Below are 25056 nucleotides of genomic sequence, written 5' to 3'. Positions count from 1 at the left end.
CTGTCTTTGTGACTGAGCGTGACTCCCCTTCAGAAGAAGGCTGAGTCGCGGGAGTCGGTTAGGCCCGTCTCTTAAAGTGGAACTTGAACGGAGCTGGGTGACGAAAGCTGCTTCACGCGCAAGACCTTAGGGCGATTCGAGAAAAATTGCACCGGGGGGACTTGCGTTCCAGAATCAGGATTTGTTAACCATCTGTTGTCAGGATCCGAATCAGTTGTTCAAAGGCGTTTTGTTGAGTGCCGCGAATGCGGCCGACCTGACGCCCAGGAGCGGCGACTATGGGGAACTGGCATGCGCGTTTTGCTGATTGAAGATGACAGCGCCGTCGCGCAGTCGATCGAGCTGATGTTGAAGTCTGAGAGCTTCAACGTCTACACGACCGATTTGGGGGAAGAAGGCGTCGATCTCGGTAAATTATACGATTACGACATTATCCTTCTCGACCTCAACCTGCCCGACATGTCCGGCTACGACGTGCTCAAGCAGCTCCGGGTCTCCAAGATCAAGACACCGATCCTGATCCTCTCCGGCCTCGCCGGCATCGAGGACAAGGTCAAGGGTCTCGGCGTCGGCGCCGACGACTACATGACCAAGCCGTTCCACAAGGACGAGCTGGTGGCCCGCATCCACGCGATCGTGCGCCGCTCCAAGGGTCACGCCCAGTCGGTCATCCAGACCGGCGACCTCGTCGTCAACCTCGACACCAAGACGGTGGAAGTCGGCGGCCAGCGCGTGCACCTGACCGGCAAGGAATACCAGATGCTGGAGCTGCTCTCGCTCCGCAAGGGCACCACCCTCACCAAGGAAATGTTCCTCAACCATCTCTATGGCGGCATGGACGAGCCCGAGCTGAAGATCATCGACGTCTTCATCTGCAAGCTCCGCAAGAAGCTGGCCAACGCTTCCGAGGGACGCAACTTCATCGAGACCGTGTGGGGCCGCGGCTACGTGCTGCGCGAGCCGCACGAGCACGAAGAGCGCATTCCCGCCTGATCTTCTGGGTTTACGTCGCGAGCCACGGCTCGCTCCTCCCAGCCTGGACCCCGCCGCAAATGGCGGGGTTTTGTTTTTGGGGGGATCGCCTCATCCCCAGCTTAACGTTGAACCGCTATCCTTCCCCCGCCGACGAATGGTCGCTGCACGATGGGGAAACGATGATCCTGCAATCACTGACCGGCCTGCCCGCCTTCCTGGTCTATTTCTGCACCGGGCTAATCGCGATCGTGGCGTATCTGTTCGTCTACACCCGCATCACCGCGCATAACGAGTTTCAGCTGATCCGCGACAACGAGCCCGCCGCGGCGATCGCGCTCGGCCTCAGCCTGCTCGGCTTCGTGGCGCCGCTGGTCAGCGCCATCGCGCATTCGGCCAATGTGCTGGACTGCCTGATCTGGGCGGTGATCGCGCTGATCGTGCAGGTCATCGTGTTCTTTCTCGTGAAAGTGCCGGTGCCGAACCTGTCGGCGCGGATCGCCGCCGGCGAGCTTGCGCCCGCGATCTGGCTCGGGCTCTCCTCGCTCGCCGCGGGGCTCCTGAACGCCGCCAGCATGATCTACTGACATGGCCGACAGACCGTCCAAGAAGGAGTTCGGCAAGCGCCGGCCGGTCACCGGGCCGCCGTCGCCGCCGACCAAGCGCTCCGGCCATGTCGCGCTGCTGGTGATGGGCACGCTCGCGGTCGGCACCACCGCCTACACGATGATGCCGCGGCAGAGCTGCGAGCCGACGCCCGGCGCCGTGCCGGGGCAGACGACCACGACCTGCACGAGCAGCAGCAGTTCGTCAGGCGGCAGCTCGCGCTGGTCGTCGCGATCGAGCTTCTTCGGCGGCGATTCCTCGAGCCATTCCGCTTCGGCAACGTCGTCCGATTCCGGCCACAGCAGCGTCAGCCGCGGCGGCTTCGGCTCGTTCGGGCACGGCTTCTCGGGCGGCGGCTAAAGCCGCTGCGTGATTGAGACACGTCAAACCCCGACCTGCTGCTGCTCTGTAATGTGAAGCCTCGATGGCCGGTGTGGCCACCAAGATCGAGGTGCAATGATGCGCGTGATGACGACGTCGGCACTGACCCTCCTCGCGCTGGCATCGCTGTCGGCGACCGTGCAAGCCGCGCCCTGTCCGACCGGCATGGTCCAGGTCTGCGAGCCGCAACCGCGCGACCGGCCGCCCATGGGTCCGCCCCGCTGCCGCTGCGAGAATGCACCCGGCAGTCCGACCTGGGGCGGCAAGGCCGAGATCCACAAGAAGAACGTGCCGACCGTGAAGCCGAACAAGTCGCCCGGTCCCAACGACTGAGCCCGGATCAGCTCCATCCTTCAACAATCGAGGTGCAACGATGCGTATCGTCATGACGTCGGCTCTCGCCCTCCTCGCGCTGGCATCACTAACCGCCGCCGTGGAAGCCGGGCCCTGCCCGCCTGGCATGGTTCGGGTCTGCCTGCCGCCACCGCAGAACGACCGTCCGCCGAACATCACGCCGCAGCCTTGCAAATGTGAACATCAGCCGGCCAGCGGAAACTATAGTGGCGGCGGCAAGGCGGAAATCCACAGGAAGAATGTTCCGACGGTGAAGCAGAACAAATCGCCCGGCCCCAACGACTGACGCCTACGCACGAATTTTGGAGCGCGACGGCAGGGATGCTGTCGCGCTGCAATTTTTGAATGATGCCGGTGAGCGCGCCCCGAGAACGACGCGCCAAACCGTCCCTACTGCAATTTCTTCGTCGTATCCGGCCGCGGCGGCTCCGGCTGCGGGTTTAGCCAGTTGTTGCCCTGCACCGGCTTCTTGCCCGCCATCGGCGGTTCGGGCTGCGGATTGAGCCACTTCGTCTTGGGGTGTTCGACCTTCAAGCTCTTGGTCTTCTTCACAGGCTTCGGCTTCGGCGTCGCGACCGTCGTTTGTGCCAACCTGACCGGCAGCTGCGCCTCCGCTCGCGCCGTGGCGTCGGCCAATCCTGCCTCGATGCCGGCCTTGGCCTTATTCAACGTGACGGCACAGGCAAGACTTGCGATCGCGAGTGCCACTGGTGCGAGCTTTCGTAGCTTCATCAAAATCTCTCCCTACTGATCGATCTGGCGACGGATTTTCGGCGGAAGCGGCCTTGGCCGATCGATTGGCCTTGGCGTAAAGCGCTTGGGCGGAACGACACGCTTCGGGGGCGGCGGAACGACGACGACCGGCGGCCGCGGCGGAGGCGGCGCGACAATCTTGCCGCGCTTGCCGGGAACGACGATCGGCGGCGGCAGATGCGGCGTGGTCGGCACGAAGGTCGCCCCTCCCGCGGCCACGCATTTGCGCTTGTCGGCATCCAGCTTCTGGCCGGCCGGACAGCACTCTCCGCCGGATGTCGCTTGCGAGGCGAGGCAGCAGGATCCGTTTGGCAACTTCACATAGCCGGCGAAGCAGCCGCCTACAGCCGGCGGTGCGTTTCCGACGCACTTGCCATCGACGAGGAACTGGTCCTGCGGACACGTGCACGCCGCCTTGACGCCTGCCACAGCACTCGCGGACGGGCAGCACTGGCCAGTCAGCGGATCGGTGTTCGTTCCGGGTGGGCAGCCGACCAATGAACCACACGTATTATTATTCTGAGGCTTCGTTCCGGTCGGACAGCACGTGCCGTTCGGCGTGAGTTGCTCGGGGGCACATCCCTGCTTGAGCGGCGGCTGGCAACTGCCGTCGGGCTGCGGCTTGCTGCCGGACGGGCAGCACTGGCCGCTCACCGTCAGTTGCTCGGGCGGGCATTGCAGCTTCGACGGCGAGCACGTGCCATCGGGTTGAGGTTTCGTCGTCGACGAGCAGCAGATGCCCTTGGACGTCAACTGGCCGGGCGGGCACGAAGGGTGCTGCGGCTTGCCGCATTTGCCGTCGGGGCCGGGCAACGTGCCGTCGGGGCAGCACTGGTTGGCCGTATACGCCCACGAACCAGACGGACAAAGCTGCAAGCAGCTGCCATCGAGGCCGGGCTGGTTGAAATTCGGTAGAACCTGCAAACACGCCTGTTCCTGAACCGTCGGCTTGCAACCGAAGAAATTGCCCGATGGATCCAGCTCGAAGCCTGCGGGGCAGACCGGCGACTTGAACGTGGGACAATGATAGCCGTTGGCATCGTGAACGGCCTTCGAGCCATCGAGACAGCTGAGCTTCGACCAATCATTGGGATCGAAAGAGTTCGGATCGAAGCCGTTCAAGCAGGCCTCGATTTTGCCGGGATCTGTCGATCCATCCGGACACGGCGATGCGCACTGCCCATTGGGTCCCGGGAACATGCCGATGGGGCAGCACTGGAAGCCGGGCTGCTGTGTAGTGCCCGGCGGGCAGGCGCATTGATTGCCCGAGCCTGGCGGGCAGTCGAGCAGCGGCGGCTTCTTGCCGTGCAGACGGAACCAGAAGAATCCCGGGAACAGCTCGACGCGCGGCCGGTACCAGCCCGGCAGATTGAATCCGGCCTGAGCGCAGACGCGCAAAATCGCGATGTCGCCGAGATGGCCACGCGCGCTCGCGTCCTGGAATTGATCATCATAGTCGGCGAAGTAGCTCTGCCACGGCGGCACATTGGCCGGCCGCACGGCCATGATGTCATTGCCTTGCACGCCATTGACCTCGGCCGGACCGCCGGTTGCGAGCTGCGTGGCGATCGCGGGATCGTTCGAATTGCGCAACTGCTCGCCGGTCGACCACAGGAACTGTCCGCAGGCGGCGCGATCAATCCGGCCTTGATCGTCGTAACCGAAGCCAACGGCGACGCCGCCATTGCCGTTGCGCATCTGCCGCGCGAAGCCGATCGCGTATTCGTCGGACTGCAATTGCCATTGCGGCCCGCTGGTGCCGGGCGGCGCCGGCAGATAGCGCAGCACGCGACCCGTCGCTTCCTTCGTCAGCACATCGAAGTCATAGGCGCCGCTCGGCGCGGCGCGCTCGGCGAGCAACATGCGCCCCTGATCGTCGAACGCGATCTTGGCGATTTCGCTCGGCCCGGGACCGGGCGCAACGCTGACTTCCAACCTCGGATCCGTGCCGAATGTCGGACCAATCGCCACCGACCAGATCTGGAGATCCTTGGCGACGGCATAATACAGGCGTCCGTTGCGGACACCGAGACCGAAGATCAGACGCTGTGGATTGGCATAGCCCCAGGTCGCGGGATCGCCGGTGTGAAATTTTGGACTTGAGATATCGAGACGCCCGGCGGGATCATACGGCAGTGGCGGCAGGCCGGCGGCGCTACGCCCTTGCACACCATGATCGTAACGGGATCGCTCCGCTCCGGTGGAGTCAAATGCGTGGATCATGCCGGTGGCGCGGTCGGCCACGAACAGCGTGTTGGACGCGGCGTCGAAGGCAAGTCCGCCAAGCGCCGGACCGGGATTGGGGGCCCCCTCGAGCGTGACGTTGGTGAACAGGCGAACTTCGCCGGTGACGCCGTCAATCCGCCAGATCGAGCCGGGACCGCCGCCGAACTGGGCCGGTCCGAACAGTGCCGGCATGAAGACCGCCTTGGGCGTACCCTGCTTGGCGCGATTGAACTCTCCGGCAGCGCCTGGAACGACGATCGGCAATCCGTAGGCCGAGGTCGCCGCGACGAACACGTTCGGCGGCGTTGCGCTATCCAGCGCAACGCCAAACAGCTGGCCGGTTTGACCGGCCGTGACGGTGAAAGGCTTTGGCGTCGTCAGCAATTGCGCCTGCGGCGGCGCTCCCGGCGCTTGCAGATCAAACACGCGTGCGGCGGGGCCGTTGAGATCGATAAGGGTCTTGTCGGCGGGATCGACGCCCGGTGCGATCACCGCGGGCGGCAGTGCGCCCGAAAAGCCCGTCACGACGGCGTTGCCGTTGGCGACGATGCCGGCCTGCTGCGCCGCGGCTCCACCGCAGGCAAACAAGCCGAACAACACGGCGGCAAACAGCACGGCGCGCAACTGGCTGCCGCGATATCCGCGATGGTTTCGCTCATACTGGATCGAATGGAGCACATTGGCTTGCATAGCTATGGATCCTGATGAAGCGATCATAAGCATTTGGAGCCGATCGCTGCCGCCGGACTTGAGCAGGATCAACAGCGCTCGCTTTTCAATTGAAAGGAAATCGCGGAACGCCCTTACAATGAAACCTTTCAGCGATGTCGCGACGTGCCGAGCCCGCAAGCGGGCAGCGAAATGTTTCGCCGTTGAGCCACATCAACGTGCAGCCCGGCTGCGCAGGCATCCTTGCTTTCATTCGCGAGGCCCAGCCCATGAGACGCGAGAAAACGTCAACTTTCCCTGCCGCGATTCATGCCGCGCTCATGTGCGCTGCGATGGCAATCCCCACTTCGGCTCATGCGAAAGGACAATGTCCGGGAGGCCAGCATTGGCACTGCATCACCTACCCCACGTCTCCGGAGAACGGCGCGTGGTATGACGCAAAGACAGGACAATGGTACGATAAAACATGCAGCTGCCAGGACGGTGGAGGATCTTCCGGCGGAGGAAACGGCTCCTACGGTCATGCCGAAATCCACAAGAAGAACGTACCGACGGTCAAGCCTTCCGGCGTCGGCCCCGGGAATCTTGCCGGCTCATCGCTTCGGCTGGCGCCGCGAACGCCGATGCGCGTAACCCCGCCCGCGACTTTCCGGCCCGCGCGGACATTCTAACGGTCCGCGCTGTGCGGGGCTGGTCAAGGCTTGCAACACCGTGCCATGCTATCGACCTAGGGCCTGTCGAGAGGCACGCATCTGGTGGAAACTGTTGGTCCGGCGCCAGAGGGTCAAAGACTGAATTGCCATGAAGCGGTCGAGAGGGTCATGCTCACCATGATGGGCGGTGGTCAAATCATTCATGGGCACAGCGGCAGTTAGCGGATGCAGCGCATCAATTGCCTGGAGCGCGACGACTGGCGGGAGACTGCGGCGCAATGCGGCTTCGCCTTCCACACCATCGACGGTGAACGCTATTGGGACGAGCGCGCTTATTACGGCTTCACGCTGGACGAGATCGAGCGCGGCATCGAGACGCCGACCGGCGAAATCGAGGCGATGTGCCTGGAGCTCGCCGGCCGTGTGATCGGCGACGAGCAACGGCTGCGGCGGCTGCAAATTCCGGAAGCGTTCTGGAATTTGATCGCCGATAGCTGGCAGCGTGACGATCGCAGCCTCTACGGCCGGCTCGATCTCAGGTTCGACGGCAAGTCGCCGGCAAAGCTGCTCGAATACAACGCGGACACGCCGACCTCGATCTTCGAGGCCGCGGTGTTTCAATGGACCTGGCTTGAGCAGGCGATCGAGCGCCGCATCGTCCCGGTGCGCGCCGACCAGTTCAACTCCATCCATGAGCGATTGATCGCGGCGTGGAAGGAGATCGCAGCCGGCCGTCACGTTCATCTCACTGGCACCATGGACAATTCCGAGGACGCCGGCACGCTGGCTTATCTCGAAGACACCGCGCGCCAGGCCGGGCTCTCGACCAGGCTGCTCGACATCGAGCAGATCGGCTGGCGCGACGAGCCAGGCGGTTTCGTCGATCTCGACGAGGTCGACATCGTGCTCGCCTTCAAGCTCTATCCGTGGGAGTGGATGTTCCACGATTCCTTCGGCGCGAAGCTCAAGGACGCAGCCACGCGCTGGATCGAGCCGCCGTGGAAGGCGGTGCTGTCGAACAAGGGCATTTTGCCGCTGCTGTGGCAGATGTTTCCGAATCATCCAAATCTGCTGCCGGCGTTCTTCGAGGATGACGCGCGGGCAGCGGAGCTCGGAACGTCGTATGTGCGCAAGCCGCTGCTGTCGCGCGAAGGCGCCAACGTCACCCTCGTGTCCGGCGGCATGGCGCTCGACGAGCAGGCCGGTCCCTACGGCGCCGAAGGTTTCGTGCGGCAGGCGCTGGCGCCGCTGCCGAACTTTTCGGGGTTCTATCCGGTGGTCGGAAGCTGGCTGGTGAACCACGCGCCGTGCGGCCTGTCGATCCGCGAGGACGAGAGCCCGATCACCGGCAACCGCTCGCGGTTTCTGCCGCACGCGATTTTGTGAGCGATGAATTCCTTGCCTTCTCCCCTTGTGGGAGAAGGTGGCGCGAAGCGCCGGATGAGGGGTTCTCTCCACTCGCAAGACTGATCGTGAGGAGAGAACCCCTCACCCGTCTCGCCGCTAGCGGCGAGCCACCCTCTCCCACAAGGGGCCTGTTGCGCTATTGGCTTTTGGAGCTGAAGACGGCAGAGGAGAAGGTCTTGGTCGGGGGCGATTGCTGGCGAAGGTATGTGGTGGTCGCCCTCGGGGGGCGGCTCACGCGGCGATCGTGGCCCATCGCCTCATGTTAAATGCGATGGAGGCAAGCAGGACTTGTCCGCTTGCCTTCATGAGACCGACGTAACGGATGCAGGTCAGCCGCATCCTGCGTTTGAGGGTAGCGAAGGTGGTCTCGACTGTCGCCCGTCGTCGAGAGACGAGAAGATTGTAGCGTTTGAGCCTCGGCGGCAACTCCGGATGGTGGCGGTTGGGACGTCGGGCGATGCGGGGCTTTTTGCCCTCCGCCTTCAGCCGAGCTCGTCTGGCATGGGTATCGTAAGCCGCATCGGCCCACACCACGGCTTCGTCGCCGCGGATCAACTCATCGGCCGGCGTGGTGTCGTTGACATTGGCGGGCGTGGTCAGAACCGAGCGGATCAGGCCTGATCCTTCGTCGACGCCGACATGAGCCTTGTAGCCGAAGGTCGAGCCGCTCTTGCCTTGCCGCTTGGTGAACCGGGCGTCAGGGTCGTTTGAGGGACGATCCTCCTTCGGAGGAGCCGAGACTGCCTGGATCAAGGTCGCATCCAGCATCGTGCCGCGCTTGAGGATGACGCCGGCATTCTCAAGCTGACGATCGAGTTCACCAAACAACTTCTCCAACAGACCTTGTTCGACGAGCTGGTTCCGGAAGCGGTTCAGAACCGTATGGTCGGGCGTCGCGTCCTCAAGACTCAAACCGACGAAGCGCTTGAAGGACAACCGGTCGCCCAGCGCCTCCTCGAGTTCGCGCTCCGACAGACCGTAGAGTGACTGCAGCAGCACAGCGCGAAACAACACCAGCACCGGATAGCCTGGACGACCGGGCCCCGCTTCATCACGCAAATGGGCGAGCAGCTTCTCGAACCGGTACCATTTGACCAAGCCAGACAGCCGATCCAGCGCCGCATTAGCGCCAGCCCCTTTCGGCAACCACGCCTCTATAAAGCTCGGCTGCCCCGTCTGCTTCACTGCCATCGTCAATCTCCAAGGCTTCGCCCTAGAGAATCACAATTGATGGATTACGCAACAGTCCCACAAGGGGAGAGGGAAAGAAGAAGCAGCTCACCTCGCCGCGGCGACCTTCAACGACGGCGGCATCAATCCGCCCATGGGTCGGCCGGAGCGCGCGGGGTTGAGCTGGTAGAGACCGCGGCGGTCCGCGATGGGGCGGAACGCGTCGGTGATGCCGACGACGGATTCGGCAGCGCCAAGCAGCAGCGTGCCGTCGGCCTCCATCCCCTTCGCCATGCGCTCGAAGATCATCGCCTTGGTGTCCTGGTCGAAATAGATCAGCACGTTGCGGCAGAAGATCACGTCGAACGTACCGAGATGGGAGAAGTCCTGCAGCAGATTGAGCTGGCGGAACTGCACCATCGCGCGAATGTCGGCGTTGAGCTGCCAGACCTCGCCGGCCTGCGTGAAGTACTTCATCAGATGCTGGATCGGCAGACCGCGCTGCACCTCGAACTGGCTGTAAAGGCCGGCCTTGGATTTCTCCAGCACCTCCTGCGACAGGTCGGTGGCGACGATCTCGATGCGCCAGCCGGCGAGCGCGGCGCCCATCTCCTTCACGCACATCGCGATCGAATAGGGCTCCTGCCCCGTCGACGACGCCGCCGACCAGATGCGAAGCGATCTGCGCGCCGCGCGCGCCTGGATCAGGCCCGGCAGGATGGTCTCGCGCAGATGATCGAACGGGATCTTGTCGCGATAGAAGAAGGTCTCGTTGGTGGTCATCGCTTCGACCACGTCGGCCGCAAGCCGGCCATCACCGTTCCTGATCTTCAGCACGAGATCGGGAATGCCGGGGAGGCTCGCCTTGCGCGCCAGCGGCAACAGTCGGCTCTCGACCAGGTACTGCTTGTCGGCCGACAGATCGAGGCCGGAGCGCTCTTTCAAGAACTTGCGCAGATAGTCGTAATCGGTGGGGGTCACGAGCGATCTCCCGCGAACAGGCGGTTGACCTTGGCGCCGATCTGGTTGAGCGGCAGGATCGCCGCGCAGATGCCCGCATTGGCAGCCGCGCCCGGCATGCCCCAGACCACGCTGGAGGCTTCGTCCTGCGCGATGACGCTGCCGCCGGCGGCGACGATGTCCTTGCCGCCGCGCATGCCGTCCGAGCCCATGCCGGTCAGGATCACGGAGAGGATGCTACCGTGCCAGATGTCGATGGCGGAGGTGAAGAGCGGATCGACCGCGGGCTTGCAGAAATTGACGGCGGGGCCGTCGTCGAGCGCGATCACGGTGTCCGCGCCGCTGCGCGCCACGCGCATGTGCTTGCCGCCGGGGGCGAGATAGATGCGTCCCGGCTTCACCGGCTCGCCGTCGACCGCCTCGGCTGCCGGTCGGCGGCTCGAACGCGCCAGATGCTCGGCAAGGATGGTCGTGAAGGTCGGCGGCATGTGCTGGGTGATCAACACGGGGACGCGGTCGATCACCGGGCCGAGCTCGGTGACGAGCGCCATCAGCGCCTGCGGACCGCCGGTCGAGGAGCCGATCAGGAGCACTTTGGGGGCCTGCGACGAGAACGGCCGCGTGGTCATCCCCGATGCCGATTGCGGGTACAGGGACGTGGCCGGCGCAGGCGCGGCAGGCCGCGCAACGAGACCGCGCTGGGCCGGAGCCGGGCTCGCGGGGGCCAGCGGCGGACTTGCAACCGCGGGCCTGCGCCGCAGCCGTGCGCCAAGTTGGCGGATCTTCTCGATCAGGTCGTGATGAAAGACGTCCGCGGCCGACGCCTCGCGCGTCGATTCCGGCTTCGGGATGTAATCGGCCGCGCCGAGCGACAGTGCCTTGAAGCTAATCTCCGCGTTACGCCGGGTCAGCGTCGAGGCCATGATGATGATGAGATCGCGCTTCTTCGCCAGCAGCTTCGGCAGCGCCGAGATGCCGTCGAGCTCGGGCATTTCGATGTCGAGCACGGCGACGTCGGGGTTGATGCGTTCGATCTGGTTGACCGCCTCCAGCCCGGTCCGCAGCGAGGCTGCGACCTCCATGTCGTGCTCGGCGCCGACCCAGCGCGAGATCAGACCGCGGATGACGACGGAGTCGTCGACGATCATCACCCGAAGCGGCCCAGCTTCGCGCGAGCCCGTCGTGGCGGAATTTCCTGCGAACGCAACACTCATTACTCACCAACTCAGACTGAAAGGATACAGTTGAAAACAGGCACCGAAGGATCCGTTCCAGCCTCCGGCGAGGGCTCAGATAAGTCCGACTTCCTGGAATTTCGCCGTCACGATGTCCTTGTCGAACGGCTTCATGATGTACTCGTTGGCGCCGGCATGCAGCGCGCGCGCGATATGCGCGACATCGTTCTCGGTGGTGCAGAACACCACCTTGGGCTGGTCGCCGCCGGGCATCCGCCTGAGATGACCGAGGAACTCGTAGCCGTCCATCACGGGCATGTTCCAGTCGAGCAACACCGCATCGGGCAAGCCGCGCTTGCAGGCCTCCAGCGCCTTCTCACCGTCCTCTGCTTCGAGGATCTGGAAGTCGAGGCCCTCCAGGATCCGGCGCGCAACCTTGCGGATGACGCTGGAATCATCAACGACGAGACAAGTTCGCATGTGAACCTCTGCTTCCTCCCCCATTGCGGGGGACGCTTCCAATTGCAAGTCCGTCGGCAGCGATGCCGGCGTATCAGGCCGCCATCATCTCGGGCGCGAGCTCGAGGACGCGGTCGACGTCGAGGACGACCATGAGCTGGCCGTCGAGACGGTGGACGCCGCCGGCGAGCTTGGCCATGCGGGGGTCGAGGTTGACGGGGTTTTCCTCCATGCCGGCCTCGGGCAGGCGCAGCACTTCGCCGATCTGGTCGATCAGCAGGCCGTAGGATTCGCCGCGCAAATCGACGCCGACCGCCATCGGCACCTTGCCGTCCTCGGGCTGCGGCAGGCCGAGACGGGCGCGCATGTCGACCACGGTGACGATGCGGCCGCGCAGGTTCAGCACGCCCGCGATCTCGCGCGAGGACAAGGGAACGCGGGTGACGCGTTCGGGCATGAACACGTCCTGGACGCGGGAGATCGGCAGGCCAAACAGCTGGCCGCCGATCATCGCGGTGACGTATTCGACCATGGCGCCTTCGGTGGATTGGGTCTTGCTCTTGCTGGTCATGTTGGGTGTCTCCTGATCCTGTCCGTTACGCTGCCGCCCGGCTCAGATCGGAGGCGCCGGCGGCGCTCGCGGTCTGTTCCTTCAGCGCCGCGATCAGACCGGGACGGTCGAACTTGGCGACATAGTCGTGGAAGCCGGCCTGACGGCCGCGCTCGATCGCCGCCGGCGACACCAGCGCCGACAGGCCGATGATCGGCATCGAGCCCAGATTGTTGTCCGAGCGGATGGTCTCGGCGAACTCGAACCCGTTCATGTCGGGCATCTCGATGTCGGTCAGCACCACGTCGAAGGTCTGAGCGCGCAGTGCCGCGAGGCCCTCCTGCGCGGTCGGCGCAGTGCGGACGCGGTAACCTGCCGCCTTGAGCACCGGGGCCAGCATGTTGCGGAAGAACGCGCTGTCGTCGACCAGCAGCACCGACTGCGAGTGCAGCGACGGCTTCATCTCCTTGCGGGTGAACCAGTCGGAGAACGCCATCGGCAGGAAGTGGCCGACGTCGATCACCTCGGTGGCCTGGCCCTTGATCACGGCCGAGCCGAGGATGCCGCTAGCCGAGCCGCCGACCTCGATGTTGAGCCGTTCCTCGACGATGTCGATGATCTCGTCGACGACGAGGCCCATGGAGCGGCCGTCGTCGGCGAACACCAGGATCGGCTGGGCGCCCTGGCTGGCAATGGTGACGCCGTCCATGGCGACGAGCGGCATCAGCTGCTCGCGATACTGCACCATGTAGCGGCCGTTGGAGAACTCGATCTTGTCGGCGGGCAGCTCTTCCAGGCGCGTGACGAGGCCGAGCGGGACCGCCTTGGGCTGGGACGAGCCGGCGCGGAACACCAGCAGCGAGGTGGTCTGCTCGCCCGAGCCGATGTGATGGGCGCCGTTCTCGTCACCCATGTCGTGGGCCGAGGAGCCGGCGGCGCCGAGCGCCTTCGCGATGCCGTTGGGGTCGATGATCATGATCACAGCGCCATCGCCGAGAATGGTGTTGCCGGAGAACATGTCGATGTGACGCAGCTTGGTCGACATCGGCTTGACCACGATTTCTTCGGTGTGGAACACGCCGTCGACGACGATGCCGAAGGTCTGGCTGCCGACCTGGGTCACCACGATGAAGCCGTTCTCGGGATCGGAGGCCGCGCCGTCGTCGATCTTGAGGAGCTTCTTCAGATGGATCAGCGGCAGCAGCTTGTTGCGCAGACGCAGCACCGCGGTGTCCTTGATGCGCTCGATGCGGTGCTCGCTGTTGGCGCGGGCACGGACCAGCTCGACCACCGAGAGCTGCGGGATCGCAAAGCGATCACCGGCGGCTTCGACGATCAGCGCGGAGACGATGGCGAGCGTCAGCGGGATCTTGATGGTGACCGAGCTTCCCTCGCCGGCCACCGACTTGATGTCGATGGTGCCGCCGATCTGGTCGATATTGGTACGCACCACGTCCATGCCGACGCCGCGGCCCGAGACCGAGGTGATGGCGGCGGCGGTCGAGAAGCCGGGCGCGAAGATGAACTTGTGGATCTGGGCTTCGCTCATCTTCTCGAGCTCGGCCTCGGTGGCGAGGCCGCTCGAGATCGCCTTGGCCTTGATCTTGTCGGTGTTGAGACCGCGGCCGTTGTCGGCGATGCAGATGATGATGTGGCCGCCTTCATGATAGGCGGACAGGCGGATGGTGCCCTGCTCGCCCTTGCCGGAGGCGAGGCGCTCGGCGGGGGTCTCGAGGCCGTGATCGGCGGAGTTGCGCACCATGTGGGTGAGCGGGTCCTTGATCAGATCGAGCACCTGGCGGTCGAGCTCGGTGTCGGCGCCGTGCATCTCCAGTTCGATCTGCTTGCCGAGTTCACCCGAGAGGTCGCGGACGATGCGGGGCAGCTTCTGCCAGGCATTGCCGATCGGCTGCATGCGCGTCTTCATGACGCCTTCCTGCAGCTCGGCGGTGACGTTGGAGAGGCGCTGCAGCGGTACCTTGAACTCGGTGTCCTCGTTGCGGCGGGAGATCTCCAGCAGCTGGTTGCGGGTCAGCACCAGCTCGGAGACCATGGTCATCAGATGCTCCAGCGTGTCCACGTTGACGCGGATCGACTGGTTGGCGATGCGGTCGCCCTCGCCTGCGGCCTCGTCGGCGGCCGGCTTCCTCGCGACCTTTTCCTTGGTCGCCTTTTCGCTGGAAGCCTTGGCTTCCTTGGCGACCGGCGCCGGCGCTTCGGCGGCGGGCTCTGCCTTGACCTCGGCAACGGGGGCCGGCGCTTCGATCGGGGTCTCGCGGAAGGCGCGCTCGAGCTCGTCGAGCGAGACTTCGCCCGGACGCAACGGGCGCTCCAGCGTCTGGTCGATCAGCGTGCCCGAAGTCATCTCCTTTGCGGGCACTGCGGCGACCGGCGCTTCCGGCACCAGCGGCGGTGCTTCCGCGACGGGAGCGGCGGCAGCAGCAGCCGGCATCGGCTGCGCCGAGCCTGACATAGCCGCCATGCCCCGCTCGACCATCGCTTCCAGCTGGTCGATCAGATCGCGGTCGTTGCCCTCGGGCTCGGCTTCGGTGGCCTCGAGACCGGCCAGGATCTCCTTGATCCGGTCGATCGAAGCCAGAATCAGCGACACCGCGTCCGCCGTCACCGGCATGCCGTCGCGGAATTTGCTCATCAGGGTCTCGCCGGCATGGGCCAGCGCTTCGAGCCTGGGCAGTCCGAGGAAGCCGCAGGTGCCCTTGATGGTGTGGACCAGGCGGAAGATGTTATCCAGGATCTTGGCGTTGTTCGGCTCCTGCTCGAACTTCACCAGCTGATTGTCCACGGTGTCCAGGCTCTCGCTGGTCTCCGTCAAAAACTCCCGCAACAGATCATCCATGAAAACAGGCCTTCATACAGGGAGGGCGCGCACGAATTGTGATGCGCCTATTCGGAATGGGGCCAGCTTCACCGCAAAGCGTTTAATATTGGTTGAGTATGTGCAAAAGAACGGAACCAACAAAAAGACAAGGCGCTCCGGACAAGCCGAAGCGCCTCGTAAAGATTTGATTAAGACGCCGAGCGCTGCGCGCGTTTACGAAGCGGTAATGATGATGGCTTCGCCTTCCGGCTTGAGCGTCACGGTGAGCCCGCAGGCCTGTGCGAGCAGCCGCGTATAATAAGGCTGGATCGCATGCGCGTCCGCGGCAGGGCCGCGCTCGCCGCTCAAGAGCTCGGAGATGTTCTGCGGCAGGCGCGCATTATGTCCGGTCGCGGTGATGCGAAAGCTCATCGTCTCGCCCTCGCCGATCGGGTCGATCGTCAGCGTGCCGCCGCGCGGGATGGTGTGCTGGGACACGACCAGCATGTTGAGCAGCAGCTTGACGCGGTTCTTCGGCAACAGGAGCCGCGGCAGATTCCAGGTGATCGAGCACTTGCCGTCCTCGATGTGGCCGCGCGCCATGGTCTGGGCATCGCCGAGATCGATCTGCGCGCCGGAGGAGCCGGCGGCGCCGAAGGCGAGACGGCAGAACTGGAGCCGGGCGGAGGCGGTCTTGGCGCTCTTGCGAATCAGGTCGAGCGCGAATTCGCGGTCTTCCGGCTTGGGATTGTCGTCGAGCACTTCGAGCCCGTTGACGATGGCGCCGACGGGACTGATGAGATCGTGACAGACCCGCGAGCACAGCAGCGCTGCGAGTTCGAGCATATCGGGAGCAGTGGCGGTCGCGGGCGACGAGGCGTCAGACATATAAAGGGGTCCTGGAGGGTTCCTGAAATCGCACGGCGCTGGACGCCGCGAATCACGCATGCTTGACGGATGCCGTAGGTTCTAACATTCGCCAGCCCGTGGCAGCTAGCTTGCGATAGGTTCGAAGTGGCCATAAAGGGCTGCGGGCGAATCAACCGAGGAGGCGAGACTTGCGGATTCCAGACTTGCCGATTCCAGACTTGCCGACGAATGAGGCACACAGGTGAGGATCATCGACGCCGAGGCCGCATCCCGATTGATGGAGCCGCTCACCGCGCTGGTGGTGAAGGCGGGCGAGGCGATCCTCGGCGTCAACCGCGCGGCGATGCGGGTCGACGGCAAGCAGGACGGCTCGCCGGTAACCGAGGCAGACCTTGCCGCGGACCGCGTCATCGCCGAGGGCCTCGCCCAGCTCGCGAACGACATTCCGACGCTGTCGGAAGAGCGGACGGAGCTTGCCGCCCCGCCGTTCGAGGGCAGCTTCTTCCTGATCGATCCGCTCGACGGCACCAAGGAGTTCGTCGCCGGCCGCGACGAATTCACCGTCAACCTCGCTTTGGTGACATCGGGCGTGCCGCTGCTGGGCATCGTAGCCGCGCCCGCGCTTGGCCTGCTCTGGCGCGGCATCGTCGGCCGCGGCGCCGAGCGGGTGAGGTTTGACGGCGCTACCATCGGCGCGGCCGAGCCGATCCACACCCGCAAGCTGCCGCCGCAAGGCGAGCCCTGGATCGCGGCGGTGAGCCGCTCGCACGGCGATCCCAGGAGCGAAGCGTTCATCGACAACAGGCCCAACGCCGTCAGACGGACGGTCGGCTCAGCCGTGAAATTCGGTCGGATCGCGGAAGGCAGCGCCGACATCTACCCCCGCTTCGGGCCCACTTGTGAATGGGACGTGGGGGCCGGCTCCGCGGTCGTGACCGCGGCCGGCGGCAGGGTGACCGACGGCAAGGGCGGCGAGCTGCGCTTCGGTGAGCGGCAGGCGAGCGGCTTCATCATCCCGGAGTTCATCGCCTGGGGCGACCCGCAGGCCGCGGGATTCTAACAAGCCGCTACTGACCGAGCTGCTCGTAAAGCGCCGGCCAGCGCTTTCCGACTTCATAGAGGAACCGCTCGGAGTTGGCGGCGAAGGCGTCGCGATTGGCTTCCCGGCTGAACAAATAGAGCCGCTGCGCCACGATGGCGAAGAAGCGGGGATTGCCGGCGATGGTCACCCCGCGGGCGATATCGACGGGATCGTAGCCGCCGAATTGCGGCCCGTAGATTTCCGGATGGGCCAGGAAGGAGGCGCGGTCACCCTCGTTGCGGAAGCGCCAGACCGCGCCCCAGAGGTTCGCCTCGAACTCCGCCGTACCCTGCAGGGCGGTGCCCTCGACGAAATAGGCGACGGGGTCAAAACCCTCGATGGCAATGCCGCTGAAGCGGTTGACGACGACCCGCTCGGTGGTGGCGGCCTCGGCCGGCCGCCCCGGGCCGGTGATCCCTGTGCCCGACAACAGGCAGACGAGGAGGCCGATCAAGGCGATTCCGGGGCGCAAAGGGCTATCTTCCTGCCGTTGTGCCGTCATAGTTGCTGCGGATAACATCCGAGTCGAGGGGACATCCGGCGCAACCTAGAGCCGCGCCTGTTGGCGTCAGGTTAAGGAAGCGACCGGTTTCGGTACCAGGGGTTCTTTTATGACTTTCGCATCACGCCTTGCTGCGCTCGCGCTTGCCGCGACGGTCGGCTGGATCGTGCCGGCCTCGGCCCAGACGGCGCCGCCGCCGGACCTGCCCCCGCCGCAGCGGACCCCGACGCCCTCCACCTACGGGCCGGACGAGCTGGTCGGCGCCGGGCACCGCTTCTTCGGCAACGTCTCGCGCGGGCTCGCCTCGATCATCGAGAAGGCGATCAGCCAATGGGGCCTGCCCAACGGCTACATCCTGGGCGAGGAAGGCTCCGGCGCGTTCGTCGCCGGCCTGCGCTATGGCGAAGGCACGCTCTACACCAAGAACGCCGGCGATCTGCGCGTCTACTGGCAGGGCCCCTCGCTCGGCTTCGACTGGGGCGGCGACGGCGCGCGCACCATGACGCTGGTTTACAACCTGCCCGCCACCAACGCGATCTACCAGCGCTTCGCCGGCCTCGACGGCTCGGCCTACATCATCGGCGGCTTCGGCATGACGGCGCTCACCGCCAACAACATCGTGCTGGTGCCGATCCGCTCCGGGCTCGGCCTGCGGCTGGGCGCCAATATCGGCTATCTCAAGTTCACGCCGCGAGCGACCTGGAACCCATTCTAGGCTGCTCTCCTCCCACCCGGGTACGATCAAGGTTAACGGCAGAGCGGGGCTGGCTTTTTGCCGGCCCGCCATGGCATGGTCGTTGGTGAATTTTTCCTTAAGCTTGGGAGTTCTGCCCCATGGTCGAACCGATCATGTACCTGGCGATCGGTTTCCTGCTTTCGATGCTGTGCGGGCTCGCGATCGTGCCGCTGGTGCATAACCGCGCCGTGCGCCTGACCACGCGCCGGCTCGAGGCGGCAACGCCGCTGTCGATGGCGGAGATCCAGGCCGACAAGGACCAGCTTCGCGCCGAATTCGCCATGTCGGCGCGGCGGCTCGAGATGAGCGTCGACCAGCTCAAGAACAAGACCACCAGCCAGCTCGCCGAGCTCGGCAAGAAGAGCGACGCCATCAACCGCATGAAGATCGAACTCGGCGAGAAGAACGCCACGATCTTCGCGCTGGAGGCGCGCGAGAAGGCGGTGAAGGAGCAGCTCCGCGCCACCGAAGAGGAATTCAACGCCAAGACGGAAGCCCTGCGCGCTGCCGAGAACGCACTGACCGACAAGCAGGGCGAGCTCGCCAAGATCAACTCCGAACTGTCCGACCGCTCGATGATGGCGGAGAGCCGCCAGGTCGAGCTGGTCGCGGTGCGCGCCCAGATCGAGGAATTGAAGAACCGCGTCGGCGATGCCGAGAAGGAATTTGCCGCAACCCAGGCCCGGCTGGCGCAGGAGCGGACCGAATCCGAGACCGCCTCGCGCGAGCTCGGCGATGCCCGCGGCCGGGTCGAGAATCTGAGCCAGCGCGTCACCGAGCTCGATCGCCAGCTGATCGGACAGGTGAAGGAGGCCGAGATGCTGTCCGGCCGCGTCGCCGACCTCGAAGGCCGCCTCGCCACGCAGGGCAAGCTGCTGGCCGAGCGCGAGTATGAGAACAACCAGCTCCGCCAGCTCCATGAGGGCGACGAGCGCACCATCAAGCAGCTGCGGGTCGAGATCGCGGGCTTGAGCGGCGGCAAATCGTCGGCGGCCGCGGAGGCGCTGCGCGCGGAAAAGACCGCGCTGGAGGAGCAGCTGCGCACCGCCCGCGACGAGCGCGCCAAGCTGCAGCGCGACCTCAACGCGATCCAGCAGCAGGCGGAAAGCTCCTGGGCGACCGAGCGCATGGAGAATGCGCTCCTGCGCGAGCGCATCAACGACATCGCCGCCGAGGTGGCAAAGCTCGCGATGCAGCTCGAAGGCCCCAACTCGCCGATTGAGGCGCTGCTGGCGGCCGAAGCCGGCCAGCCGCCGAAGCCGGCGCCGCGTCCGGCCAACGACGCCGCGAGCAATGGCGCGCCGAGCCTGCCCGAAGGCGGCGGAACGCTGGCTGAGCGGATCCGGGCGCTGCAGGCCCACGCCTCCCGCGCCCGCCAGCAGGGCGCGTAGGCGGCCCGAAATCCGGCCGGGCCAGCGAATTGCGCGTCCGGGCCAAGGTTTTCCAGCGCCGCGGCGCCTGGAAACTTGACACCTCAAGCCCGCACTTCTAAATCGCGGGCTCCAATGCGCCGGCCGGCCTGAAAGGTCCGGCCGTCAGCATGATGGTCCCGGGCGCATAGCTCAGCGGGAGAGCGTTCCCTTCACACGGGAGAGGTCCAAGGTTCGATCCCTTGTGCGCCCACCACGCTTCGCCAAGAGGCTTCGCGTGGCGCAGCCGCGTTCAATGCAGCCAAGACCAATCATGGCGAAGCGGGTACGGCGTAACTCGAAGAACGTGGACGGACCGGGCGTCTTGCTCCCGCTCCGGCAAATCGCGAAAACAACCCCATGCACAGTAGCCGACCTCAGTCGGATCAAAGGGTTACGGCTTTCCCGAAGCCTTAATATTTCGCGATGATCGGACCGCCCCAGCGATAGTTCAACCGCACCAGCCCGATGTCGACGTCCTGGCCGATCCGCTCCCGGCGCGTGAAGGCGCCGGCGGTGACGCCGCCGAAGCCGCCCGTCCCGGTGAAGGAGATATCGCGATGGCCGAGGAAGATGTGGTCGTACTCCACGCCGACCGACCAGTTCGGAGCGAAGCCGAATTCAAGGCCGCCGCCGATGACGCCACCGAAACGCGTTTCGCTGGCCCGATCGAATGACGCGCCGGTGACGACGTCGTTGGTTCGGTATTTGTCGGCCACTGCCGCGCCGCCGCCCTTCACGTAAAGCAGGACATTGTTCCAGGCATAGCCGATCTGACCGGTGATCAGGCCGAACGCCTCGATCTGCGAACGATTGCGAAGACCTGTGGGCGCGAAGAGCACCGTGCTGACGTTGTCGGCCGTGAAGTCGGCCCAGTTGCCCTGGCCTTCGATGCCGAACACCCAGTTGACGGACTGCCACCGAAACCCGACCTGCCCGCCAACCGTGCCGCCCGTGGCATCGTGGCAGCCTTCGGGGACTCTGACGCCGAGCCCGGGAGAAATGAAATCCCAGCACTTGTGGCTCGATCCGCCGCCGCCGTTGGCGCCGATGTAGAAGCCGCTCCAGTCGTAGACGGCAGCGACCATCGGCGGCGCCTTGGTGTAAGGGCGCGCCGCAAGATCGGCGGCGTTGGCACCTGAGCAGGCCATTCCGAATGCTGCGACGGAAAGCAGGAACTTCTTCATCAGCGTCCCCCACGAATCTCATGCGTCATGCAATTGGGACTGATCTTATCGCTTTTTGGCTGGTTGTATGTGATCCGCATGCAACACCTTGGGGCGACCTTGCCGCGGCGGACATCGTGGAGTGCGCCCTGAAATATCCGAGGAGAACCGCATGGCGACCATTTTCATCACCGGCAGCACCGACGGCCTCGGCCGGGCGTCGGCGCAAATGCTGCTCGATCAGGGACACCGCGTGGTGCTGCATGCGCGGTCGGCCGATCGCGGTCACGCGCTCGGCGAGCTGAGGTCGCGAGCCCAGGGGATCGTGGTCGGCGATCTCAGCAGCGCGGCCGAGACGAAGGCTATCGCCGATCAGGTCAACGCGATCGGGCGCATGGATGCGATCATCCACAACGCCGGCGTCTACACCCGGCCCGGCCGCGGCGCGACAGCGGAAGGCCACGCCGAGACTTTGGCCATCAACACGCTTGCGCCGTACATGCTGACGGCGCTGATCGAACGGCCCGGCCGCCTGGTGTATCTCAGCAGCGGCCTGCACCGGGGCGGCGAAGGCTCGCTCGACGACCTCGACTGGACCAGGCGTCCCTGGGATGCGGCCAGGGCCTATGCCGAGAGCAAGCTGCAAATCGTCGCGCTGGCGTTCGCGTTGCCGCGGCGCTGGCCCAAGGTTCTGAGCAACGCCGTCGATCCCGGCTGGGTGCGCACGAAGATGGGCGGCGCGGGTGCGCCGGTCGATATCGACACGGGAGCGCGGACACAGAGCTGGCTCGCGGCGAGCGAGGATCCCGCTGCCCTGGTGTCGGGTCGCTACTGGCATCATCTCGCGCAGCAGCAGCCGGCGAGCCAGGCGACCGATCCGAAATTTCAGGACGAGCTCATCGGCAGATTGAGCAAGCTGACGGGCGTCGAGCTGCCGCAGGCGTAGGGCGATTATTCTTCGTCATTGCGAGCCAACGGGTCCGCGCGAAGCGCGGCCCGATGACAGGCTCCGCGAAGCAATCCAGAATCTTTCCGCGGTGGCAGCCTGGATTGCTTCGTCGCAAGAGCTCCTCGCAATGACGGAGCGAACTTTCACACCGCCCGCCCGGTCCGCCACACCGTGTAGAGGCCAACGAACGTCCCGATCGCCACCAGCGCTGCCGCGAGCAACAGCTGCAATTCGCCGTCATCGGTGGGGCCGACGGACGACACCAGCCTGGTCACGATGACGAACAGGATGCCGACGGCGGCCGCGGCCCCTGCGCAGAGATAGGCGAGCTCCCGCGTCAAATTGCGGCCGAGCAGTCCGAGCGCGGTGAAGTACATCGCGCTGGCGTTGGGATGAACGAACAGCGCGATGCGCGCGTAAGCGCCGTAGGCATCGAACAGGGATTCGCACCGGCGCAGGGCCGCTTTCGAGGCGACCCGCTGCAGGAACGGCCGGAAGAAACGCGCCTGTCCGTAGCTGAGAACGGCGCCCACGATGATAGCGAACCATGCCGCGGCGAAGACGGAGCCATCCACGGCCTTCGGACTAAGCGCCACCGACATCAGGATCAGGGCCGTGCCGGGAAAATAGCCGAAATAGGGGAATACCGCTTCCAGCAGCACGCAGACGAACATGAAGGCCGGAAACCATGCCGACCCGGTCGCGCCCTGGACGATGGCGTTCAGGTCGAAAAGGTTCGTCCGGTAAAGGACCAGGTACATGCACATGGCCAGTATAGCCAGCGCGTAGAACGGCAACGCTCCAGTGAGAAACCGTCTCATCCAACCATCAGGCTTCGTTTGGCGGAGACGACGGCCTCGCGCTTGTCCGGATCATGCATTAGGCGAATGACACTGCTCCTGTCGATAGCGCCCTTGGCCACGCAATTTTACCGCGCCCGGCCACTACCCGATGGACAGGATCTCGATCTCCTGCGCACCCGCGCCGACGACGTCACCCACCGCCTTCCCCATCAACGACCGCGCCACCGGCGCGACGAACGAGATCGAACCGGCCTTGGGGTCGGCTTCGTCCTCGCCGACGATGCGATAGGTCTGCACGCGGCCGTCGGCGCGGCTGAAGGTCACCGTGCTGCCGAAGGCGACACTGTCGTTCGATGCAGGGCTGGGAACGAGCTGCGCGGTCCGCAAGCGCTCCGTCAGGTAGCGGGCGTCGCGCAACGGCACCGCCGATTGCCGGCGCTTCTCGTTGACGTCCTCGATCGTCTGCGCGGCTTCATAGGCCTCGCGGGCTTGCTGAAGCTGGGCCTGCAAGGCTTGCAGGCCGGCTTCCGTCACGAGATTCGGATGCGGCGAGATCGGGCGATCCGGCAACAGCGTCTCGGACGCGGTTTCGGCGCTTTCTTCCTTGGTAAAGGCGACGCTCAATCTGGAGATCCTGTCGAACTGTCCGGGGGGCGGCAGCTCGCGCCGCCGGTGATTAACCCCGAACTATATCTCAAGTTCGACGAAACGACGGAGCTTGAAGACGAGGTCCGGCATGGCCTGGCGGAACCGCGTCGCGTTCTGGAAATTGGTCGAGAACGGCGCGAAGGTGATCATGGCGTTCCAGTGCCGGTAACCGTAGACCGTGACCGAGGCCCCGGTCGCCGGAAAATCCTCCAGCTTGCGCAGCTCGCCAAGCACGAGATCGGCGATCGCTTCCGCCGGCAACAATTGCTTACCATCGCGCGTCGTGACGATTTTCGCAGGTTGCTCGACCAATGCGGCCGGCGCAGCGTTGGGCGCATCCTTGGCCGCACCCTTGGTCGCACCCTTGGCCGAATTCTTGGCCGCATCCTCCTGCCCGGTCGATCTCGCCTCAGGGTCGGGCGCTGCGACCGCGTCCGCTCCGTTCGACGGCACGGTCGGCGGACCCTCGGTGAGCGGCGGCGGTGCAACACTGTCTGCGCGCTTGTTGCCTCCAAGGATGCTGCTGATCATGGCCACGAGGCCAGCATCCTTCACGTCGTCACTCATCATTCCCCCCGGATTCGACCTACTCTAGCATTGCGTCCGCAGACCGCCACCGGGGATGTGACATCGGCAGCCGACCGGCGAGGCCCCACTTCGGCAGGCACCGGCGGCGCAACGGCTGATCGCGTCGCGCCGCCGTGCGGTCCGTCACTGTTTGTCGAACGGAATATATTGCTGGTACTGTTTGGGCACCGAGCTGCGATAGCGCGCGGGCACGGTGCCGCTGTCGACGGAGTGGTCGATCTCCTGCTGCCGCGTCATCTTTTTCTTCGCCGGCTTCTTCGACGCGCTCTTCTTGGAGTCGGTCGGCTGGCCGGACGTGTCGGTGGTCGCAGCCGGCGCCGTCGTCGCGGCCGGCGCAGCGGTTGCCGCCGCGGGCGCGGCGGTTCCGCCGGCAGCCGGCGCGGTCTGGGCCGGCGCGAGCGATGTCTGCATGATGAGCGCCAGCGCCGCTGTCGCGGCCAGCAAATATGATTTTTGCATCAGAACCTCCAAAAATTGCCTGATCCTAACGTGGAAAGCGTGAGCCTCGGGGGAAGCGACGCGGGCAAGTTCGATCACGATAGGCCAAAAGGCCCGCCGCGAACTGTGGCCGAGATCACATTGCTCACCGGGGCTTGGCGCATCATAGACGCATGTCGAACGCAATGCCCACTGCGGAGACCAAGACAAATACGACAAAGTGTCGGGCACAACCCGGAACCCGCGCATCGCGCTGCGTGTTCCCTCATCACCTGCTCTTCCAACCGTCCTTCAATGGAGACTGAAATGCGTCGCACCATCCTCACCCTTGCCTCGTTCGCGGCCTTGATGGCCGTGGCGGCCCCGGCGGCCCAGGCTCACCCCACCAACGACAGGTACTGCCTGCAGGGCCGCATGTGGGGCTATCCCGGCAACTGCCAGTTCACGAGCTATCAGCAGTGTCAGGCCTCCGCCTCCGGCACGTCGGCCTATTGCGGCATCAACCCGCGCTACGCGTATTCGCAGCAGCGCTATTACTGACGTGGTAGCAGCGCGCGCTTAGCGCGCGCGCTGCAGACGGCAAAGATGCGAAGGCCGCCCCGGTCCCGCGGGCGGCCTCTCGGCCGGTGTGTGATGAGATAAGATCTCAGTCAGAAGGTCCGTGACCGGAGGCAACCGGAACGACGTCGGAAGCTTGCTCGGGAATATGGACA

At 65.1% G+C, this 25056-nt stretch carries 26 protein-coding genes and 1 tRNA gene; 12 read left to right on the top strand and 15 right to left on the bottom strand.

The genetic code is table 11. The annotated features are described in order from the left end of the window. Positions 1 to 291: 291 nt before the first annotated feature. The 5 genes from ctrA (at position 292) to CIT40_RS07080 (ending at position 2599) form a co-directional block, all read left to right on the top strand. Positions 292 to 993, top strand: a complete 702-nt coding sequence (gene ctrA, locus CIT40_RS07100; protein WP_008138878.1) for a response regulator transcription factor CtrA — start codon at positions 292 to 294, stop codon at positions 991 to 993. Between the two features lie 161 nt (positions 994 to 1154). Continuing rightward, on the top strand, positions 1155 to 1559 hold the full coding sequence (locus CIT40_RS07095; protein ID WP_094895335.1) for a DUF350 domain-containing protein: 405 nt from the start codon (positions 1155 to 1157) through the stop codon (positions 1557 to 1559). Between the two features lies 1 nt (position 1560). Further along, complete coding sequence (locus tag CIT40_RS07090) at positions 1561 to 1938, top strand: hypothetical protein (RefSeq protein ID WP_094895177.1); 378 nt, start codon at positions 1561 to 1563, stop codon at positions 1936 to 1938. A 108-nt stretch (positions 1939 to 2046) separates the two neighbouring features. Beyond that, positions 2047 to 2292, top strand: a complete 246-nt coding sequence (locus CIT40_RS07085; protein WP_148667175.1) for a hypothetical protein — start codon at positions 2047 to 2049, stop codon at positions 2290 to 2292. 40 nt (positions 2293 to 2332) lie between these two features. Beyond that, positions 2333 to 2599, top strand: a complete 267-nt coding sequence (locus CIT40_RS07080) for a hypothetical protein (protein WP_094895175.1) — start codon at positions 2333 to 2335, stop codon at positions 2597 to 2599. Positions 2600 to 2703: 104 nt separating this feature from the next. On the opposite strand, the gene CIT40_RS07075 is transcribed toward CIT40_RS07080, so the two are convergent. Both CIT40_RS07075 and CIT40_RS07070 read right to left on the bottom strand, forming a co-directional pair. Next, on the bottom strand, positions 2704 to 3045 hold the full coding sequence (locus tag CIT40_RS07075) for a hypothetical protein (protein ID WP_148667174.1): 342 nt from the start codon (positions 3043 to 3045) through the stop codon (positions 2704 to 2706). 12 nt (positions 3046 to 3057) lie between these two features. Next, the gene (locus CIT40_RS07070) at positions 3058 to 5982 is read right to left on the bottom strand and encodes a hypothetical protein (protein ID WP_094895173.1); all 2925 of its coding nucleotides are present in this window, start codon (positions 5980 to 5982) and stop codon (positions 3058 to 3060) included. Positions 5983 to 6839: 857 nt separating this feature from the next. On the opposite strand from CIT40_RS07070, the gene CIT40_RS07065 reads away from it, so the two are divergent. Then, positions 6840 to 8000, top strand: a complete 1161-nt coding sequence (locus tag CIT40_RS07065) for a glutathionylspermidine synthase family protein (RefSeq protein WP_094895172.1) — start codon at positions 6840 to 6842, stop codon at positions 7998 to 8000. A 252-nt stretch (positions 8001 to 8252) separates the two neighbouring features. Here CIT40_RS07065 and CIT40_RS07060 read toward each other — a convergent pair whose 3' ends face one another. The 7 genes from CIT40_RS07060 to chpT all read right to left on the bottom strand — a co-directional run bounded on the left by CIT40_RS07060 (position 8253) and on the right by chpT (position 16041). Next, positions 8253 to 9212 (bottom strand): IS5 family transposase, encoded by a 960-nt coding sequence (locus CIT40_RS07060; RefSeq protein WP_094894031.1) that lies wholly within the window; start codon positions 9210 to 9212, stop codon positions 8253 to 8255. A gap of 87 nt (positions 9213 to 9299) precedes the next feature. After that, a complete protein-coding gene (locus CIT40_RS07055; RefSeq protein ID WP_094894691.1) occupies positions 9300 to 10172 on the bottom strand; it encodes a CheR family methyltransferase in 873 nt (290 codons plus the stop codon). Then, positions 10169 to 11365 carry a protein-glutamate methylesterase/protein-glutamine glutaminase gene (locus CIT40_RS07050; protein ID WP_094894694.1) on the bottom strand — a complete coding sequence of 399 codons (1197 nt, stop codon included), beginning with the start codon at positions 11363 to 11365 and terminating at the stop codon, positions 10169 to 10171. The genes CIT40_RS07055 and CIT40_RS07050 overlap by 4 nt, the downstream gene beginning before the upstream one ends. 75 nt (positions 11366 to 11440) lie before the next feature. Continuing rightward, positions 11441 to 11806 (bottom strand): response regulator, encoded by a 366-nt coding sequence (locus CIT40_RS07045; RefSeq protein WP_007600538.1) that lies wholly within the window; start codon positions 11804 to 11806, stop codon positions 11441 to 11443. Positions 11807 to 11879: 73 nt separating this feature from the next. Then, on the bottom strand, positions 11880 to 12356 hold the full coding sequence (locus tag CIT40_RS07040; RefSeq protein ID WP_094894697.1) for a chemotaxis protein CheW: 477 nt from the start codon (positions 12354 to 12356) through the stop codon (positions 11880 to 11882). Between the two features lie 25 nt (positions 12357 to 12381). Then, positions 12382 to 15192: a hybrid sensor histidine kinase/response regulator gene (locus CIT40_RS07035; protein WP_109862214.1), complete on the bottom strand. Its 2811-nt coding sequence runs from the start codon at positions 15190 to 15192 to the stop codon at positions 12382 to 12384. A 195-nt stretch (positions 15193 to 15387) separates the two neighbouring features. Further along, positions 15388 to 16041, bottom strand: a complete 654-nt coding sequence (gene chpT, locus CIT40_RS07030) for a histidine phosphotransferase ChpT (protein ID WP_162307385.1) — start codon at positions 16039 to 16041, stop codon at positions 15388 to 15390. A 259-nt stretch (positions 16042 to 16300) separates the two neighbouring features. Here chpT and CIT40_RS07025 point away from each other — a divergent pair, with 259 nt between their 5' ends. Then, positions 16301 to 17083 carry a 3'(2'),5'-bisphosphate nucleotidase CysQ family protein gene (locus CIT40_RS07025; RefSeq protein ID WP_094891671.1) on the top strand — a complete coding sequence of 261 codons (783 nt, stop codon included), beginning with the start codon at positions 16301 to 16303 and terminating at the stop codon, positions 17081 to 17083. Between the two features lie 7 nt (positions 17084 to 17090). On the opposite strand, the gene CIT40_RS07020 is transcribed toward CIT40_RS07025, so the two are convergent. Continuing rightward, positions 17091 to 17576: a YHS domain-containing (seleno)protein gene (locus CIT40_RS07020; RefSeq protein WP_094891670.1), complete on the bottom strand. Its 486-nt coding sequence runs from the start codon at positions 17574 to 17576 to the stop codon at positions 17091 to 17093. A 139-nt stretch (positions 17577 to 17715) separates the two neighbouring features. Here CIT40_RS07020 and CIT40_RS07015 point away from each other — a divergent pair, with 139 nt between their 5' ends. From CIT40_RS07015 to CIT40_RS07005, 3 genes are all read left to right on the top strand, one after another. Then, a complete protein-coding gene (locus tag CIT40_RS07015) occupies positions 17716 to 18321 on the top strand; it encodes a DUF1134 domain-containing protein (protein ID WP_094891669.1) in 606 nt (201 codons plus the stop codon). 119 nt (positions 18322 to 18440) lie between these two features. Next, the gene (locus CIT40_RS07010) at positions 18441 to 19733 is read left to right on the top strand and encodes a coiled-coil domain-containing protein (RefSeq protein WP_094891668.1); all 1293 of its coding nucleotides are present in this window, start codon (positions 18441 to 18443) and stop codon (positions 19731 to 19733) included. 160 nt (positions 19734 to 19893) lie between these two features. After that, positions 19894 to 19968, top strand: a tRNA-Val gene (locus CIT40_RS07005). 196 nt (positions 19969 to 20164) lie between these two features. On the opposite strand, the gene CIT40_RS07000 is transcribed toward CIT40_RS07005, so the two are convergent. Next, positions 20165 to 20938 (bottom strand): outer membrane protein, encoded by a 774-nt coding sequence (locus CIT40_RS07000; RefSeq protein ID WP_094891667.1) that lies wholly within the window; start codon positions 20936 to 20938, stop codon positions 20165 to 20167. A gap of 151 nt (positions 20939 to 21089) precedes the next feature. Here CIT40_RS07000 and CIT40_RS06995 point away from each other — a divergent pair, with 151 nt between their 5' ends. Further along, on the top strand, positions 21090 to 21863 hold the full coding sequence (locus tag CIT40_RS06995) for an SDR family NAD(P)-dependent oxidoreductase (RefSeq protein ID WP_094891666.1): 774 nt from the start codon (positions 21090 to 21092) through the stop codon (positions 21861 to 21863). 146 nt (positions 21864 to 22009) lie between these two features. On the opposite strand, the gene CIT40_RS06990 is transcribed toward CIT40_RS06995, so the two are convergent. From CIT40_RS06990 to CIT40_RS06975, 4 genes are all read right to left on the bottom strand, one after another. Further along, positions 22010 to 22687 (bottom strand): hypothetical protein, encoded by a 678-nt coding sequence (locus CIT40_RS06990; RefSeq protein WP_094891665.1) that lies wholly within the window; start codon positions 22685 to 22687, stop codon positions 22010 to 22012. A 123-nt stretch (positions 22688 to 22810) separates the two neighbouring features. Further along, entirely contained in the window at positions 22811 to 23293 is a 483-nt protein-coding gene (gene greA, locus CIT40_RS06985) for a transcription elongation factor GreA (RefSeq protein WP_094891664.1), read from the bottom strand. 63 nt (positions 23294 to 23356) lie between these two features. Then, the gene (locus tag CIT40_RS06980) at positions 23357 to 23884 is read right to left on the bottom strand and encodes a hypothetical protein (protein ID WP_094891675.1); all 528 of its coding nucleotides are present in this window, start codon (positions 23882 to 23884) and stop codon (positions 23357 to 23359) included. Between the two features lie 144 nt (positions 23885 to 24028). After that, positions 24029 to 24364, bottom strand: coding sequence for a hypothetical protein (locus tag CIT40_RS06975; RefSeq protein ID WP_094891674.1), 336 nt, complete (start codon positions 24362 to 24364; stop codon positions 24029 to 24031). A 285-nt stretch (positions 24365 to 24649) separates the two neighbouring features. Here CIT40_RS06975 and CIT40_RS06970 point away from each other — a divergent pair, with 285 nt between their 5' ends. Further along, complete coding sequence (locus tag CIT40_RS06970; RefSeq protein WP_094891673.1) at positions 24650 to 24883, top strand: DUF3551 domain-containing protein; 234 nt, start codon at positions 24650 to 24652, stop codon at positions 24881 to 24883. Positions 24884 to 25056: the final 173 nt, after the last annotated feature.

It is taken from the genome of Bradyrhizobium amphicarpaeae (genome assembly GCF_002266435.3).
GTDB lineage: Bacteria > Pseudomonadota > Alphaproteobacteria > Rhizobiales > Xanthobacteraceae > Bradyrhizobium > Bradyrhizobium amphicarpaeae.
Note: the sequence above shows the minus strand (reverse complement) of the source record. Positions and strands in the feature narration are given on the sequence as shown.